Source organism: Marinobacter sp. MMG032 (assembly GCF_040112695.1).
Taxonomy (GTDB): domain Bacteria; phylum Pseudomonadota; class Gammaproteobacteria; order Pseudomonadales; family Oleiphilaceae; genus Marinobacter; species Marinobacter salsuginis.
In genome coordinates this window covers 1,583,964-1,597,713 of sequence record NZ_CP157802.1, presented here as the reverse complement: position 1 = coordinate 1,597,713, position 13,750 = coordinate 1,583,964, and the positions used below count along the sequence as shown (strand labels likewise).

Below are 13,750 nucleotides of genomic sequence, written 5' to 3'. Positions count from 1 at the left end.
AAAAGAGACCAGTCATCTTGACTGTCCGGGGGCGCAGGCTTACACTTGCGTCCCTTAAATTTTACCCCCTGCACAGGGGGTAAGTTTCATTGATACGGTTTTTTGGAGTTTGCTTACATGGCAACGATTAATCAGTTGGTGCGTAAGCCTCGTAAGCGCAAGGTAGCCAAGAGCGACGTTCCTGCTCTCCAGGCCTGCCCTCAGCGCCGTGGTGTGTGCACTCGTGTATACACCACAACGCCGAAGAAGCCGAACTCAGCACTGCGTAAAGTGTGCCGTGTTCGTCTGACCAACGGCTACGAGGTTTCCTCATACATTGGTGGTGAAGGTCACAACCTTCAGGAGCACAGTGTTGTGCTGATCCGTGGTGGTCGAGTAAAAGACCTTCCGGGTGTGCGCTATCACACTGTTCGCGGAACGCTGGACACCCAGGGTGTGCAGAACCGTAAGCAGGGCCGCTCCAAGTACGGTGCAAAACGACCCAAGTCCTGATGTCCCGAGCGGGTGTCTTTTATCGTTGCTTGTCAGAACGGTAAGAGTAAGGCTGAGTAGCATTTGCTATCTCAGGGGTTCCTGAAGACCTTTTAGATATATAAGGGCTTATCGATGCCTAGAAGAAGAGTTGCAGCTAAACGGGAAATTATCCCGGATCCGAAATTCGGCAGTGCACGTCTTGCCAAGTTCATCAACCACGTGATGGAAAGTGGCAAGAAGTCTACCGCAGAGCGCATTGTTTACGGCGCTCTGGATATTGTTGCCGAGAAATCCAAGGAAGAGCCGATCGACATGTTCGAGAAGGCCCTGGAGAACATCCAGCCGATGGTTGAGGTTAAGTCCCGTCGTGTGGGTGGTGCTACTTACCAGGTGCCTGTCGAAGTACGGCCTTCCCGTCAGAACGCGCTGGCCATGCGCTGGCTCGTCGAATATTCACGGAAGCGCGGTGAGAAGTCCATGGCTCAGCGTCTGGCTGGTGAAATCCTGGACGCCGCTGACAGCAAAGGCTCCGCTGTTAAGAAGCGTGAAGATGTTCACCGCATGGCAGAAGCCAACAAGGCGTTCTCTCACTTCCGTTTCTAATCAGCCGAGGTTTATACAGTGGCACGCAAGACTCCTATCAAGCGTTACAGAAACATTGGTATTTGTGCGCACGTTGATGCGGGCAAAACCACAACCACCGAGCGGGTCCTGTTCTATACAGGTATTTCCCACAAAATCGGTGAGGTCCATGATGGTGCAGCTACCATGGACTGGATGGAGCAGGAGCAGGAGCGTGGTATTACCATCACCTCTGCTGCGACTACGACATTCTGGCAGGGTATGGACAAGCAGTACCCTGAGCACCGGATCAACATCATCGACACCCCGGGGCACGTTGACTTCACTATCGAAGTAGAGCGCTCCCTGCGTGTGCTTGATGGTGCGGTTGTTGTGTTCTGTGGTTCCTCCGGTGTTGAGCCCCAGTCCGAGACCGTATGGCGCCAGGCCAACAAATACGAAGTTCCCCGCATGGTGTTCGTCAACAAGATGGACCGTGCCGGTGCCAACTTCCTGCGCGTTGTTGAGCAGATCAAGAAGCGTCTGGGCGCAAACTGTGTTCCCATTCAGCTGCCGATCGGTGCTGAGGACAACTTTGCCGGTATCGTGGACCTGATCCGTAACAAGGCCATCTACTGGAACGAAGCTGACTCCGGTGCGACCTACGAGCAGAAAGATGTTCCCGCGGAAATGGCAGACGAAGTCGCCATGTACCGCGAGCAGATGGTTGAAGCGGCCGCAGAAGCCAACGAAGAGCTGATGGAGAAGTACCTCGAAGAAGGTGAGCTGTCCATCGACGATATCAAGAAGGGTCTGCGCATGCGCACCCTGGCCAACGAAATCGTTGTTGCTACCTGTGGTTCTGCGTTCAAGAACAAGGGTGTTCAGGCGGTTCTGGACTCTGTTATCGAGTTCCTGCCTGCGCCGGACGAAGTCAAGGCCATTCGTGGTGAAGTTGACGACGAAGGCACCGAGGAAACCCGTCCGGTTGACGACGATGCACCGTTCGCCGCTCTGGCGTTCAAGATTGCTACCGACCCGTTCGTAGGTACTCTGACCTTCTTCCGGGTTTACTCCGGTAAGCTTGAGTCCGGTAATGCCGTCTACAACTCGGTGAAGGGCAAGAAAGAGCGCGTCGGCCGTATGGTTCAGATGCATTCGAAGGATCGTCAGGAAATCAAAGAAGTTCTGGCGGGCGACATTGCCGCAGCTATCGGTCTGAAGAGTGTGACCACTGGTGACACCCTGTGCGACGAGAATCACAAGATCATTCTCGAGCGCATGGAATTCCCGGAGCCGGTAATTTCCGTTGCGGTTGAGCCGAAGTCCAAGGCCGACCAGGAAAAGATGGGCGTTGCTCTCGGTAAACTGGCTCAGGAAGATCCGTCTTTCCGTGTCCGTACCGACGAGGAGTCCGGTCAGACCATCATCTCCGGTATGGGTGAGCTTCACCTGGACATCATCGTTGACCGTATGCGTCGCGAGTTCAAGGTAGAGGCCAACATCGGTAAGCCGCAGGTTGCCTACCGTGAGTGCATCCGCAAGCCGGTAGACGTCGAAGGCAAATTCGTCCGTCAGTCCGGTGGTCGTGGTCAGTACGGTCACGTCAAGCTGAAGCTTGAGCCGCTGCCGCTGGATGATGAAGATGGCGAAAACTTTATCTTCGTGAATGAGATTGTTGGTGGTGTTGTTCCCAAGGAATACATCCCGGCAGTTCAACAGGGTATTGAAGAGCAGATGCAGAACGGCTGTCTGGCCGGGTATCCGCTGCTGCGTATCAAGGCAACCCTGTATGACGGTTCCTATCACGACGTCGACTCCAACGAGATGGCCTTTAAGGTCGCCGGTTCCATGGCAATGAAGAAGGGTGCCCTTGAGGCGAACCCGGCACTGCTCGAGCCGATCATGCGTGTTGAAGTTGTGACGCCGGAAGACTACATGGGTGATGTTGTTGGCGACCTCAACCGTCGTCGTGGTGTCATCCAGGGCATGGACGAAGGTCCTGCCGGTAAGGTCATCCGTGCAGAGGTTCCGTTGTCGGAAATGTTCGGTTACGCCACCGACTTGCGTTCTGCAACGCAAGGCCGGGCGTCCTACGCGATGGAGTTCTCTGGTTATTCAGAGGCGCCTTCGAACATTGCCGAAGCGATCATTAAAAAGGGTTGATCCCCAGGACTTAAGAAACAGGAAGAGGTGTAACCGTGTCTAAAGAAAAATTTGAGCGTAGTAAACCGCACTTGAACGTAGGCACCATCGGTCACGTTGACCATGGTAAGACCACCCTGACCGCAGCGCTGACCCGCGTATGTCACGAAGTTTGGGGTACAGGTACCGCCAGTGCATTCGATCAGATCGATAACGCACCGGAAGAGCGTGCGCGTGGTATCACCATCGCCACCTCCCACGTTGAGTACGATTCACCGACCCGTCACTACGCTCACGTAGACTGCCCGGGCCACGCTGACTATGTTAAGAACATGATCACTGGTGCGGCACAGATGGACGGCGCGATCCTGGTTTGCTCCGCAGCTGACGGCCCCATGCCGCAGACCCGTGAGCACATCCTGCTGTCTCGTCAGGTTGGCGTACCTTACATCGTTGTGTTCCTGAACAAAGCGGACATGGTAGACGATGAAGAGCTGCTCGAGCTGGTCGAGATGGAAGTTCGTGATCTGCTGAGCCAGTACGACTTCCCGGGCGACGACACTCCGATCATCACTGGTTCCGCGCTGATGGCGCTGGAAGGCAAGGATGACAACGAGATGGGTACTACCGCTGTCAAGAAGCTGGTAGAAGCTCTGGATGACTACATCCCTGAGCCGGAGCGTGCGATCGATCAGCCGTTCCTGATGCCGATCGAGGACGTCTTCTCCATCTCCGGTCGTGGTACTGTTGTAACAGGCCGTGTTGAGCGTGGTGTTATCAAGACTGGTGACGAAGTTGAGATCGTAGGTCTGAAAGACACTGTCAAGACTACCTGTACCGGTGTTGAGATGTTCCGCAAGCTGCTGGACGAAGGCCGTGCCGGTGAGAACATTGGTGCGCTGCTGCGTGGTACCAAGCGTGACGACGTTGAGCGTGGTCAGGTTCTGGCGGTTCCGGGTTCGATCACTCCGCACACCAAGTTCGAGTGCGAAGTGTACGTACTGTCCAAAGAAGAAGGTGGTCGTCATACCCCGTTCTTCAAGGGCTACCGTCCGCAGTTCTACTTCCGTACTACCGACGTAACCGGTTCTTGCGAGCTGCCGGAAGGTGTGGAAATGGTTATGCCGGGTGACAACGTCAAGATGAGTGTTACCCTGATTGCTCCGATCGCCATGGAAGATGGTCTGCGCTTCGCGATTCGTGAAGGCGGCCGTACCGTTGGTGCCGGCGTAGTCTCCAAGATCATCGAGTAATCTCCTCGTTTGATCAGGAAAAAGGGGCTGATTCTTCAGCCCCTTTTTCTGTTTCAGTCGCAAAGCCTGCCTGACCTGGTCAACCAGCATTGTTGTTGACAGGGTTGGGTATTATGCATACAATGCGGCTCCTTTTTTTGAAGGTCGGCTAACAAGTAGCTGCTACGAGTGGAGTTTGGTGCATCATGCAAAGCCAAAAAATTCGAATCCGGTTGAAGGCGTTTGATTATCGCCTGATCGACCAGTCCACGCAGGAGATCGTCGATACCGCCAAGCGGACCGGCGCTCAGGTGCGTGGCCCTATCCCTCTGCCGACGCGGAAGGAAAAGTACACCGTATTGATCTCTCCGCACGTCAACAAGGACGCGCGCGATCAGTATGAAATTCGTACGCATAAGCGTTTGCTCGACATCGTTGAGCCGACGGAAAAGACAGTAGATGCTCTGATGAAACTGGACCTGGCAGCAGGTGTAGACGTTCAGATCAGCCTCGGCTAATACCGCCCGGTATTAGTCTGTGTAACTGTCATAAGGCCATAGAGGGTGAGAGCCCCGTACACTTAAGAGGTGAAACATGGCAATTGGTGTTGTCGGTCGTAAGGCCGGTATGACCCGTATTTTTACGGAAGATGGGCAGGCGCTGCCCGTAACGGTAATCGAGGTTGAGCCCAACCGCATTACCCAACTGAAAACTCTTGAAAGCGATGGCTACCGCGCCGTACAGGTGACAGTCGGTACTCGTCGTTCCTCTCGTGTTACCAAGAGCGAAGCGGGCCATTTTGCCAAGGCTGGCGTTGAAGCCGGTCGTGGTATGTGGGAATTCCGTCTTGCTGATGGCGAAGGTGAAGACCTGGCCGCCGGTGGCGAAATTACAGCTTCTGTATTTGAGGACGGTCAGGTGGTTGATGCCATCGGTCAGTCCAAGGGTAAAGGCTTCCAGGGCGGCGTAAAGCGCTGGAACTTCTCTATGCAGGACGCCACTCACGGTAACTCTCTGTCTCACCGTGCTCCGGGTTCCATTGGTCAGAACCAGACTCCGGGCAAGGTATTCAAGGGCAAAAAGATGGCGGGCCAGATGGGTAACGCTCAGGTAACTGTGCAGAACCTGAAGATCGTCCGTGTCGACGCCGAGCGCAACCTGCTGCTGGTAAGTGGTGCCGTTCCCGGCGCAACTGGCGGCGATGTTGTCATCAAGCCTGCAGTTAAAGCCTGAGGAGCGGTGCGATGGAATTGACTATTACAGGTAGCGGCAAAGGAATTTCTGTTTCCGACGCCGCATTCGCCAAAGATTTTAACGAGTCGCTGGTTCACCAGGTTGTGACTGCCTACATGGCAGGCGCCCGCCAGGGTACCAAGGCTCAGAAGACGCGTTCCGAAGTAAGCGGTGGCGGTAAGAAGCCATGGCGTCAGAAGGGCACCGGTCGTGCCCGAGCTGGTACCATCCGCAGCCCGATCTGGCGCTCCGGTGGCGTTACCTTTGCTGCCAAGCCTCGTGGCTTCGAGCAGAAGGTTAACCGCAAAATGTACCGCGCAGCGATGCGCTCCATTTTTTCCGAGCTGGTTCGCCAGGAGCGTCTGGTTGTTGTTGACGACATGAACGTTGACAGCCCGAAGACCAAGGCATTCAACGCCAAGCTGAAGGACATCGGTGTGACCAATGCGCTGATTCTGTCCGACAACGTCGAGCAGAACCTGCACCTGGCCTCACGCAACATCCCGCACGTTGATGTGCGTGATATTGCTGGCCTCGATCCGGTTAGCCTGGTTGCCTTCGAGAAGGTCGTTGTGACCGTTCCCGCTCTGAAGAAGATCGAGGAGATGCTGGGATGAATCAGGAACGTATTTACAAGGTCCTGCTTGGACCGCACGTATCGGAAAAAGCGTCTCTGGCAGCAGAGCGTGGTCAGGTTGTGTTTCGTGTAGCACCCGATGCCACCAAGCCCGAGATCAAGAAAGCCGTTGAGCAGCTGTTCAACGTCACCGTAGAAGGTGTTCAGGTTCTGAACCGTAAGGGTAAGCTCAAGCGCACTATCCGCGGGTTCGGCAAGCGTAATGACATTCGTAAGGCTTACGTCAAGCTGGCAGAAGGTCAGGACATCGATTTTCTGGATGTGGAATAAGGTAAAGGGGTCGTAATATGCCGATCGTCAAAACCAAACCAACATCTGCCGGACGCCGTCACGTTGTAAAGCTTTACAACCCGGATCTCCATACTGGGCGCCCCTACGAGCCGTTGGTAGAAAGAAAGAACAAGACGGGTGGTCGTAACAATGTAGGCCGCATCACAACCCGTCACACGGGTGGTGGCCACAAGAAGCACTACCGTGTCATCGATTTCAAGCGGACCAAAGATGGTATCCCGGCGGTCATTGAGCGCCTGGAATACGATCCGAACCGCTCTGCGCACATTGCACTGCTGAAGTATGCCGATGGCGAGCGTCGCTACATTATCGCTCCCAAGGGTATGCAGATCGGTGATCCTGTGCGCTCTGGTATCGACGCGCCAATCAAGGTGGGTAGCACTCTGCCGCTCCGGAACATTCCGGTCGGTTCTGTGATCCACTGCGTCGAACTCAAGCCTGGCAAAGGTGCACAGCTGGCTCGCTCTGCGGGCGCATCCGTACAGCTGGTTGCCCGGGAAGGTGCATATGCCACCATCCGCCTGCGCTCAGGTGAAATGCGTAAGGTGCTTGTAGATTGCCGTGCAACGCTGGGTGAAGTATCCAACAGCGAGCACAGCCTCAAGCAGCTTGGTAAAGCGGGTGCATCACGTTGGCGCGGCAAACGGCCAACAGTACGTGGTGTTGCTATGAACCCAGTTGACCACCCGCATGGTGGTGGTGAAGGGCGTACCTCTGGCGGGCGTCACCCGGTTACTCCGTGGGGTGTTCCGACCAAAGGGCATAAGACTCGTAAGAACAAGCGTACTGACAAGATGATAGTACGTCGTCGTTCGGCCAAGTAAACGACTACATAGAGGTAATTGCTGTGCCACGTTCTTTGAAGAAAGGTCCTTTTATAGACCTGCATCTGTTGAAGAAGGTCGAGGCAGCTCTGGAAGCTAACGACAAGCGGCCGATCAAAACCTGGTCCCGCCGGTCAACAGTCTTTCCAGAGATGGTAGGCCTGACCATTGCAGTCCACAACGGCAAGCAGCACGTGCCGGTTTATGTCACCGAAGATATGGTTGGACATAAGCTGGGTGAGTTCGCGGCAACGCGTACTTATCGTGGTCATGCGGCCGACAAGAAAGCTAAACGCTGATTCTGAGGTAATCGAAATGGAAGTAGCAGCCAAGTACAAGGGCGCTCGCCTCTCAGCTCAGAAAGCACGTCTTGTCGCTGACCAAGTACGCGGCAAGGCTGTTGAGGACGCCCTGAACATTCTGACTTTCAGCCCGAAGAAGGCGGCGGTCGTGATCAAGAAAGCTCTTGAGTCCGCCATCGCCAACGCTGAGCACAACGAAGGTCTGGACGTTGACGAACTGCGGGTTTCCACCGTCATGGTGGATGAGGGTCCGACGCTCAAGCGAATCAAAGCTCGAGCCAAGGGGCGCGCTGACCGTATTTTCAAGCGCACCTGCCATATCACCGTCAAGGTCGCCGACAAGTAGGAGATGCTCAGATGGGTCATAAAGTAAATCCAACCGGCATTCGCCTGGGTGTGATCAAAGAGCACAACTCAGTCTGGTATGCCGACAAAAAGGAATACTCCAAGAACCTGCTGAATGACATTCAGGTTCGTGAGTTCCTCGACAAGCGTCTGGTTAAGGCGTCTGTCAGCAAGATTGTGATCGAGCGCCCTGCTCAGAACGCCCGTATCACGATCCATACTGCCCGTCCCGGTATTGTTATCGGTAAGAAGGGTGAAGATGTTGATCGTCTGCGTCGCGAAGTCAGCGACATGATGGGTGTGCCTGTGCACATCAACATCGAAGAAGTCCGCAAGCCGGACCTCGATGCCCGCCTGGTAGCGCAAAACGTTGCCGGCCAGCTGGAGCGTCGTGTGATGTTCCGTCGCGCTATGAAGCGTGCGGTACAGAACGCCATGCGCCAGGGTGCCAAGGGTATCAAGATCCAGGTAGGCGGTCGTCTCGGGGGTGCTGAAATCGCGCGTTCCGAGTGGTATCGCGAAGGTCGCGTTCCTCTGCACACTCTGCGTGCAGATATTGATTACGCAACCTACGAAGCGCATACCACTTACGGCGTAATCGGCGTCAAGGTATGGATCTTCAAAGGTGAGATTCTTGGTGGTATGGAGCAGGTCCGTGCTGACAAGAAAGCCTCTGGGAAGAAAGGTTCTAAGTAAAGGGGCACTCTTATGCTGCAACCAAAACGCACCAAATTCCGCAAGGTAATGAAAGGCCGTAACACCGGTCTTGCTCACCGCGCCAACAAGGTGAGCTTCGGTGAATACGGATTGAAGGCGACCAGTCGTGGGCGTATAACTGCGCGCCAGATTGAGGCGGCACGTCGTACCATGACTCGCCGCATCAAGCGGGGCGGAAAGATCTGGATCCGGATTTTCCCGGACAAGCCGATCTCCAGCAAGCCGCTTGAAGTTCGAATGGGTAAAGGTAAAGGTTCTGTCGAGTATTGGGTGGCTGAAATCCAGCCAGGCCGCATGCTCTACGAGATGGAAGGCGTTGCTGAAGACGTAGCACGCGATGCGTTCACTCTCGCCGCGGCCAAACTGCCGGTACAGACCACCTTTGTAACGAGGACGGTGATGTGATGAAAGCAACAGAGCTGCGTGAAAAGTCAGTCGAGGAGCTGAACAAAGAGCTGATCGACCTCCTGAAGGAGCAGTTCAACCTGCGCATGCGTAAGGCGACAGGTCAGCTGAATCAGTCTCACCTTCTCGGCAAGGTGAAGCGCGACATCGCTCGCGTGAAAACAGTATTGAACGAAAAGGCAGGACAGTGACATGACCGAAGCTACCCAAACTGCCAGAACTCTGAGCGGCAAGGTCGTGAGCAACAAGATGGAGAAATCCATCGTGGTGCTGGTCGAGCGTCAGGTGAAACACCCGTTGTACGGTAAGTACATGAAGCGTTCAACCAAGATCCACGCTCACGATGAGAGCAATCAGTGCAACATCGGTGACACTGTGACCATTCAGGAAACCCGTCCGGTCTCCAAGACCAAGAGCTGGGCCCTGGTGGAAGTCACTGAACGTGCATCCAAGGTGTAATTCGCCCGGAGAACAACCATGATTCAGACTCAAACAATGCTTGAAGTCGCGGATAACAGCGGTGCGCGTCAGGTGATGTGCATCAAGGTCCTGGGCGGTTCACACCGGCGTTATGCCAGCGTTGGGGATATCATCAAGGTGACCGTCAAGGAAGCCATTCCCCGCGGTAAGGTGAAGAAAGGCCAGGTCCTGAAAGCTGTCGTGGTGCGCACTCGTAAGGGTGTTCGCCGTCCCGACGGTTCGCTGATCCGTTTCGACGGAAACGCGGCAGTACTTCTGAACAATCAGGACGCTCCTATCGGTACCCGTATCTTCGGACCGGTTACCCGTGAACTGCGTAATGAGAAGTTCATGAAAATTATCTCACTGGCACCCGAAGTACTTTAAAGGACCAGAGGCCGGTTATGAAAAAGATCAAACGAGATGACGAAGTAATCGTCACCACGGGGAAAGACAAAGGCAAACGTGGTAAAGTCCTGAAGGTTCAGGACGATGGCCGCATGGTTGTTTCAGGGATCAATATGATCAAGAAGCACACCAAGCCGAACCCGATGCTGGGCACCCCAGGTGGCATCGTCGAAAAAGAAGCACCTATCCAGGCTTCCAACGTGGCTATTTTTAATCCGCAGACCGGCAAAGCCGATCGCGTAGGCTTCCAGATCAAGGAAGACGGCGCAAAAGTGCGGATCTTCAAGTCCACGAATGAAGCTGTCGATAACCAGTAAGCGGTGGTGGTTACGATGCTTAACATGAAAGAGCAGTACAGTAAGGAAGTGGTACCCGCCCTGCAGAAAGAGTTCAGCTACAAGAACATCATGCAGGTGCCGCGTATCGAAAAGATCACCCTTAACATGGGTGTCGGCGAAGCGGTTGGTGACAAGAAGCTGATTGAAAATGCCGTGGCGGATCTTGAGCGCCTGGCAGGTCAGAAAGCCGTTGTTACCAAGGCACGTAAATCCGTTGCGGGTTTCAAGATCCGTGAAGGTTGGCCTATCGGCTGTAAGGTTACCCTGCGCGGCGAGCGTATGTGGGACTTCTTTGATCGCCTGGTTCACATTGCGGTTCCCCGCATTCGTGACTTCCGGGGTCTGAATCCCAAGTCGTTCGACGGTCGTGGTAACTACAGCATGGGTGTGCGTGAGCAGATCATTTTCCCAGAGATCGAGTACGACAAAGTCGACAAGATCCGTGGTCTGGACATCACCATTACCACCACTGCCGGTACCGACGATGAAGGTCGCGAACTGTTGAAAGCCTTCGGCTTTCCGTTCAAGAAATAAGGAACGAGTGTAATGGCTAAGGTTTCCATGAAAAACCGTGAGCTCAAGCGCGAAAAGACCGTTGCAAAGTTTGCAGCGAAGCGTGCCGAGCTCAAGGCGATTATCAAGAACCCGAATACCAGCGATGAAGAGCGTTGGGATGCACAGATGAAGCTTCAGCAGCTTCCTCGCGATGCTTCTCCCTCACGTCTTCGTAATCGTTGCCAGGTGACTGGTCGTCCCCACGGCGTTCTGCGCAAGTTCGAGCTGTCACGGATCAAGCTCCGTGAATACGGCATGCGCGGTGACGTTCCGGGCCTGACCAAGGCAAGCTGGTAAGATAGGCATCCTGACTTCGGTCAGGTGCCTGTTGGTAAGCGGTGCGGCAAGCCGCTGCACAACTAAAAAGATCAGGAGCCTCATACCAATGAGTATGCAAGACACGCTTGCGGATATGTTTACCCGTATCCGTAATGCACAGATGGCATCAAAAGCAGACGTTACGATGCCGTCTTCAAAGATGAAGATCTCCGTAGCCCAGGTCCTCAAGGACGAAGGTTACGTTGACGATTTCTCCGTTTCAGCCGACGCGAAGCCCGAGCTGACGATTACTCTGAAATACTTCGGTGGTAAGCCGGTTATTGAAGAGATCAAGCGGGTCAGCCGTCCGAGTCTGCGCCAGTACAAAGGCGCTGGGGAACTGCCGAAAGTATCCGGTGGTCTGGGAGTCGCGATTGTCTCAACGTCCAAGGGCGTTATGACAGACCGCGCCGCACGAGCTGCTGGCGTGGGTGGCGAAGTCATCTGCACCGTATTCTAGGAGATACACATGTCCAGGGTTGCCAATAATCCTGTCGTGCTGCCTTCCGGTGTTGAGGTTAAGCTGAACGGACAGGAAATTAGTGTGAAGGGTTCCAAGGGAGCGCTTCAAATCACCATTCACCAGGCGGTTGAAGTAAAGCAGGAAGAGAATGTTCTGCGCTTTGCGGCCCGCGATGGTGCTACAAAGTCCCGCGCTCTTGCTGGTACTACTCGTGCACTGGTCAACAACATGGTGACCGGTGTTTCCACAGGCTGGGAACGTAAACTCCAGCTGACGGGCGTAGGTTACCGTGCCCAGGCGCAAGGTAAGAAGCTCAATCTGACACTGGGTTTTTCTCACCCGGTCGAGTACGAGCTGCCCGAGGGGATTACCGCAGAAACTCCGTCCAATACGGAAGTTGTGATTCGCGGTATCGACAAGCAACAGGTTGGCCAGGTCGCTGCGGAAGTCCGCGCGTTCCGTCCGCCCGAGCCTTATAAGGGTAAGGGTGTTCGTTATGCGGATGAGCAGGTCAGACGCAAAGAAGCCAAGAAGAAATAAGGCGGGACTATGAGCGCGAATAACGAAAGATTGCGTCGCGCACGCAAAGTGCGCATGAAGATCCGTGAACTGGGTACCAATCGCCTGTGCGTTCACCGCACACCGCGTCACATGTACGCCCAGGTCACGACTGCAGACGGCAGCAAAGTGCTGGCTTCTGCCTCCACGTTGGATAAGGAACTGCGCCAGGGTGCAACCGGTAACGTGGACGCTGCCAAGAAGGTTGGTCAGCTGATTGCTGAGCGTGCCAAGGCAGCAGGTGTTGAGCAGGTTGCTTTTGACCGCTCCGGTTACCGTTATCACGGCCGTATTCAGGCTCTGGCCGACGCAGCCCGTGAAGCTGGCTTGCAATTCTAAGAGGTGGAGAAGATGAGCGTTAACGAACAGAAGGCGCCTGAGCTCCAGGAGAAGCTGGTCCAGGTCAATCGTGTCGCCAAGGTTGTTAAAGGTGGCCGTATTTTCGCCTTCACCGCACTGACAGTAGTGGGTGATGGTAAAGGTCGCGTTGGTTTCGGTCGTGGCAAGGCGCGTGAAGTGCCGGTCGCCATCCAGAAGGCCATGGAAGCTGCACGCAAGAACATGGTAGAAGTTCCGCTTGACGGCACTACCCTGCAATACCCGGTTAAGGCTCAGCATGGCGGCTCCAAGGTCTACATGCAGCCAGCTTCCGAAGGTACTGGTATCATCGCCGGCGGTGCGATGCGTGCGGTACTGGAAGTGGCGGGTGTTCAGAACGTACTGTCCAAGTGTTACGGGTCTACCAACCCGGTGAACGTGGTACGTTCCACCATCAAGGGTCTCCAGGCAACTCAAGCGCCTGAAGATATTGCAGCCAAGCGCGGTAAGACCGTGGAAGAGATTCTGGGTTGAAGTCATGGCGAACGCAAAAACGATCAAAGTAACTCTGACCCGCAGCCCCATCGGCTGCCAGCCCAAGCACAAGCTGTGCGTCAAGGGCCTGGGTCTTCGTAAAATCGGTCACACCGTGGAAGTGGAAGATACTCCGTCTATCCGCGGCATGATCAACCGGGTTGATTACCTGGTTCGGGTTGAGGAGAACTAAGATGCGTCTGAACGAACTTAGTCCGGAACCCGGTTCACGCCAGGCACCCAAGCGTGTCGGTCGTGGTATCGGTAGCGGTCTCGGTAAAACCGGCGGTCGTGGTCACAAAGGTCTGAAATCCCGTTCCGGCGGCAGCGTAGCGCCCGGTTTCGAGGGTGGTCAGCAGCCGTTGGCCCGTCGTCTGCCGAAGTTTGGTTTCACCTCCCGTCAGCAGCGTTACGTTGCAGAAATCCGCCTGAACGAACTGGCGAAGGTTGAAGGCGATGTGGTGGATCTGGAAGCCCTGAAGAAGGCGGACATCATTCGCGGGGAAATTCGCGAAGCCAAGGTTATCCTGTCTGGTGAATTGAGCCGGCCGGTAACCGTGAAGGGACTTCGGGTAACCAAAGGCGCGCGCGAGGCAATTTCTGCCGCGGGTGGTAAAGTCGAAGACTAAGGCG

Annotated in this window: 25 protein-coding genes; all 25 read left to right on the top strand. The window is 54.9% G+C overall.

Annotation, left to right across the window (positions count from 1 at the left end):
* Positions 1 to 117 precede the first annotated feature (117 nt).
* The 25 genes from rpsL (at position 118) to rplO (ending at position 13,746) form a co-directional block, all read left to right on the top strand.
* A complete protein-coding gene (gene rpsL, locus ABNF92_RS07400; RefSeq protein WP_008174844.1) occupies positions 118 to 492 on the top strand; it encodes a 30S ribosomal protein S12 in 375 nt (124 codons plus the stop codon).
* A gap of 114 nt (positions 493 to 606) precedes the next feature.
* Positions 607 to 1,077, top strand: a complete 471-nt coding sequence (gene rpsG / locus ABNF92_RS07395; protein WP_008174847.1) for a 30S ribosomal protein S7 — start codon at positions 607 to 609, stop codon at positions 1,075 to 1,077.
* 18 nt (positions 1,078 to 1,095) lie between these two features.
* Positions 1,096 to 3,201 carry an elongation factor G gene (gene fusA / locus ABNF92_RS07390; protein ID WP_153634814.1) on the top strand — a complete coding sequence of 702 codons (2,106 nt, stop codon included), beginning with the start codon at positions 1,096 to 1,098 and terminating at the stop codon, positions 3,199 to 3,201.
* Positions 3,202 to 3,236: 35 nt separating this feature from the next.
* Positions 3,237 to 4,433: an elongation factor Tu gene (gene tuf / locus ABNF92_RS07385; protein ID WP_202348123.1), complete on the top strand. Its 1,197-nt coding sequence runs from the start codon at positions 3,237 to 3,239 to the stop codon at positions 4,431 to 4,433.
* A 185-nt stretch (positions 4,434 to 4,618) separates the two neighbouring features.
* Entirely contained in the window at positions 4,619 to 4,930 is a 312-nt protein-coding gene (gene rpsJ, locus ABNF92_RS07380) for a 30S ribosomal protein S10 (RefSeq protein WP_004580743.1), read from the top strand.
* Positions 4,931 to 5,006: 76 nt separating this feature from the next.
* Positions 5,007 to 5,645: a 50S ribosomal protein L3 gene (rplC, locus tag ABNF92_RS07375; protein WP_008174858.1), complete on the top strand. Its 639-nt coding sequence runs from the start codon at positions 5,007 to 5,009 to the stop codon at positions 5,643 to 5,645.
* An 11-nt stretch (positions 5,646 to 5,656) separates the two neighbouring features.
* Positions 5,657 to 6,262: a 50S ribosomal protein L4 gene (rplD, locus tag ABNF92_RS07370; protein ID WP_008174860.1), complete on the top strand. Its 606-nt coding sequence runs from the start codon at positions 5,657 to 5,659 to the stop codon at positions 6,260 to 6,262.
* Positions 6,259 to 6,552 (top strand): 50S ribosomal protein L23, encoded by a 294-nt coding sequence (gene rplW, locus ABNF92_RS07365; RefSeq protein ID WP_008174862.1) that lies wholly within the window; start codon positions 6,259 to 6,261, stop codon positions 6,550 to 6,552. Before rplD ends, rplW begins: the two co-directional genes overlap by 4 nt.
* Before the next feature lie 17 nt (positions 6,553 to 6,569).
* On the top strand, positions 6,570 to 7,397 hold the full coding sequence (rplB, locus tag ABNF92_RS07360; protein WP_069185080.1) for a 50S ribosomal protein L2: 828 nt from the start codon (positions 6,570 to 6,572) through the stop codon (positions 7,395 to 7,397).
* A 23-nt stretch (positions 7,398 to 7,420) separates the two neighbouring features.
* Positions 7,421 to 7,696, top strand: coding sequence for a 30S ribosomal protein S19 (rpsS, locus tag ABNF92_RS07355; protein ID WP_007154011.1), 276 nt, complete (start codon positions 7,421 to 7,423; stop codon positions 7,694 to 7,696).
* Positions 7,697 to 7,712: 16 nt separating this feature from the next.
* The gene (gene rplV / locus ABNF92_RS07350; protein WP_069185081.1) at positions 7,713 to 8,045 is read left to right on the top strand and encodes a 50S ribosomal protein L22; all 333 of its coding nucleotides are present in this window, start codon (positions 7,713 to 7,715) and stop codon (positions 8,043 to 8,045) included.
* Positions 8,046 to 8,056: 11 nt separating this feature from the next.
* Positions 8,057 to 8,740: a 30S ribosomal protein S3 gene (rpsC, locus tag ABNF92_RS07345; protein ID WP_008174872.1), complete on the top strand. Its 684-nt coding sequence runs from the start codon at positions 8,057 to 8,059 to the stop codon at positions 8,738 to 8,740.
* A gap of 12 nt (positions 8,741 to 8,752) precedes the next feature.
* A complete protein-coding gene (gene rplP, locus ABNF92_RS07340) occupies positions 8,753 to 9,166 on the top strand; it encodes a 50S ribosomal protein L16 (RefSeq protein ID WP_069185082.1) in 414 nt (137 codons plus the stop codon).
* Complete coding sequence (gene rpmC, locus ABNF92_RS07335) at positions 9,166 to 9,357, top strand: 50S ribosomal protein L29 (protein ID WP_008174877.1); 192 nt, start codon at positions 9,166 to 9,168, stop codon at positions 9,355 to 9,357. The genes rplP and rpmC overlap by 1 nt, the downstream gene beginning before the upstream one ends.
* A 1-nt stretch (position 9,358) precedes the next feature.
* The gene (rpsQ, locus tag ABNF92_RS07330) at positions 9,359 to 9,625 is read left to right on the top strand and encodes a 30S ribosomal protein S17 (protein WP_008174879.1); all 267 of its coding nucleotides are present in this window, start codon (positions 9,359 to 9,361) and stop codon (positions 9,623 to 9,625) included.
* An 18-nt stretch (positions 9,626 to 9,643) separates the two neighbouring features.
* On the top strand, positions 9,644 to 10,012 hold the full coding sequence (gene rplN / locus ABNF92_RS07325; RefSeq protein WP_007154005.1) for a 50S ribosomal protein L14: 369 nt from the start codon (positions 9,644 to 9,646) through the stop codon (positions 10,010 to 10,012).
* A gap of 17 nt (positions 10,013 to 10,029) precedes the next feature.
* Positions 10,030 to 10,350 carry a 50S ribosomal protein L24 gene (rplX, locus tag ABNF92_RS07320; protein WP_069185083.1) on the top strand — a complete coding sequence of 107 codons (321 nt, stop codon included), beginning with the start codon at positions 10,030 to 10,032 and terminating at the stop codon, positions 10,348 to 10,350.
* Positions 10,351 to 10,365: 15 nt separating this feature from the next.
* Positions 10,366 to 10,905: a 50S ribosomal protein L5 gene (gene rplE, locus ABNF92_RS07315; protein ID WP_008174883.1), complete on the top strand. Its 540-nt coding sequence runs from the start codon at positions 10,366 to 10,368 to the stop codon at positions 10,903 to 10,905.
* A 12-nt stretch (positions 10,906 to 10,917) separates the two neighbouring features.
* Positions 10,918 to 11,223, top strand: a complete 306-nt coding sequence (gene rpsN / locus ABNF92_RS07310) for a 30S ribosomal protein S14 (RefSeq protein ID WP_012139779.1) — start codon at positions 10,918 to 10,920, stop codon at positions 11,221 to 11,223.
* Positions 11,224 to 11,311: 88 nt separating this feature from the next.
* A complete protein-coding gene (gene rpsH, locus ABNF92_RS07305; RefSeq protein WP_069185084.1) occupies positions 11,312 to 11,704 on the top strand; it encodes a 30S ribosomal protein S8 in 393 nt (130 codons plus the stop codon).
* 9 nt (positions 11,705 to 11,713) lie between these two features.
* Positions 11,714 to 12,247: a 50S ribosomal protein L6 gene (gene rplF / locus ABNF92_RS07300; RefSeq protein WP_008174888.1), complete on the top strand. Its 534-nt coding sequence runs from the start codon at positions 11,714 to 11,716 to the stop codon at positions 12,245 to 12,247.
* Positions 12,248 to 12,256: 9 nt separating this feature from the next.
* Positions 12,257 to 12,604: a 50S ribosomal protein L18 gene (gene rplR, locus ABNF92_RS07295; RefSeq protein ID WP_041341459.1), complete on the top strand. Its 348-nt coding sequence runs from the start codon at positions 12,257 to 12,259 to the stop codon at positions 12,602 to 12,604.
* A 12-nt stretch (positions 12,605 to 12,616) separates the two neighbouring features.
* Positions 12,617 to 13,117, top strand: a complete 501-nt coding sequence (gene rpsE, locus ABNF92_RS07290; protein WP_008174892.1) for a 30S ribosomal protein S5 — start codon at positions 12,617 to 12,619, stop codon at positions 13,115 to 13,117.
* A 4-nt stretch (positions 13,118 to 13,121) separates the two neighbouring features.
* Positions 13,122 to 13,310: a 50S ribosomal protein L30 gene (gene rpmD, locus ABNF92_RS07285; protein ID WP_012139786.1), complete on the top strand. Its 189-nt coding sequence runs from the start codon at positions 13,122 to 13,124 to the stop codon at positions 13,308 to 13,310.
* Between the two features lies 1 nt (position 13,311).
* Complete coding sequence (gene rplO, locus ABNF92_RS07280) at positions 13,312 to 13,746, top strand: 50S ribosomal protein L15 (protein ID WP_069185085.1); 435 nt, start codon at positions 13,312 to 13,314, stop codon at positions 13,744 to 13,746.
* Positions 13,747 to 13,750: the final 4 nt, after the last annotated feature.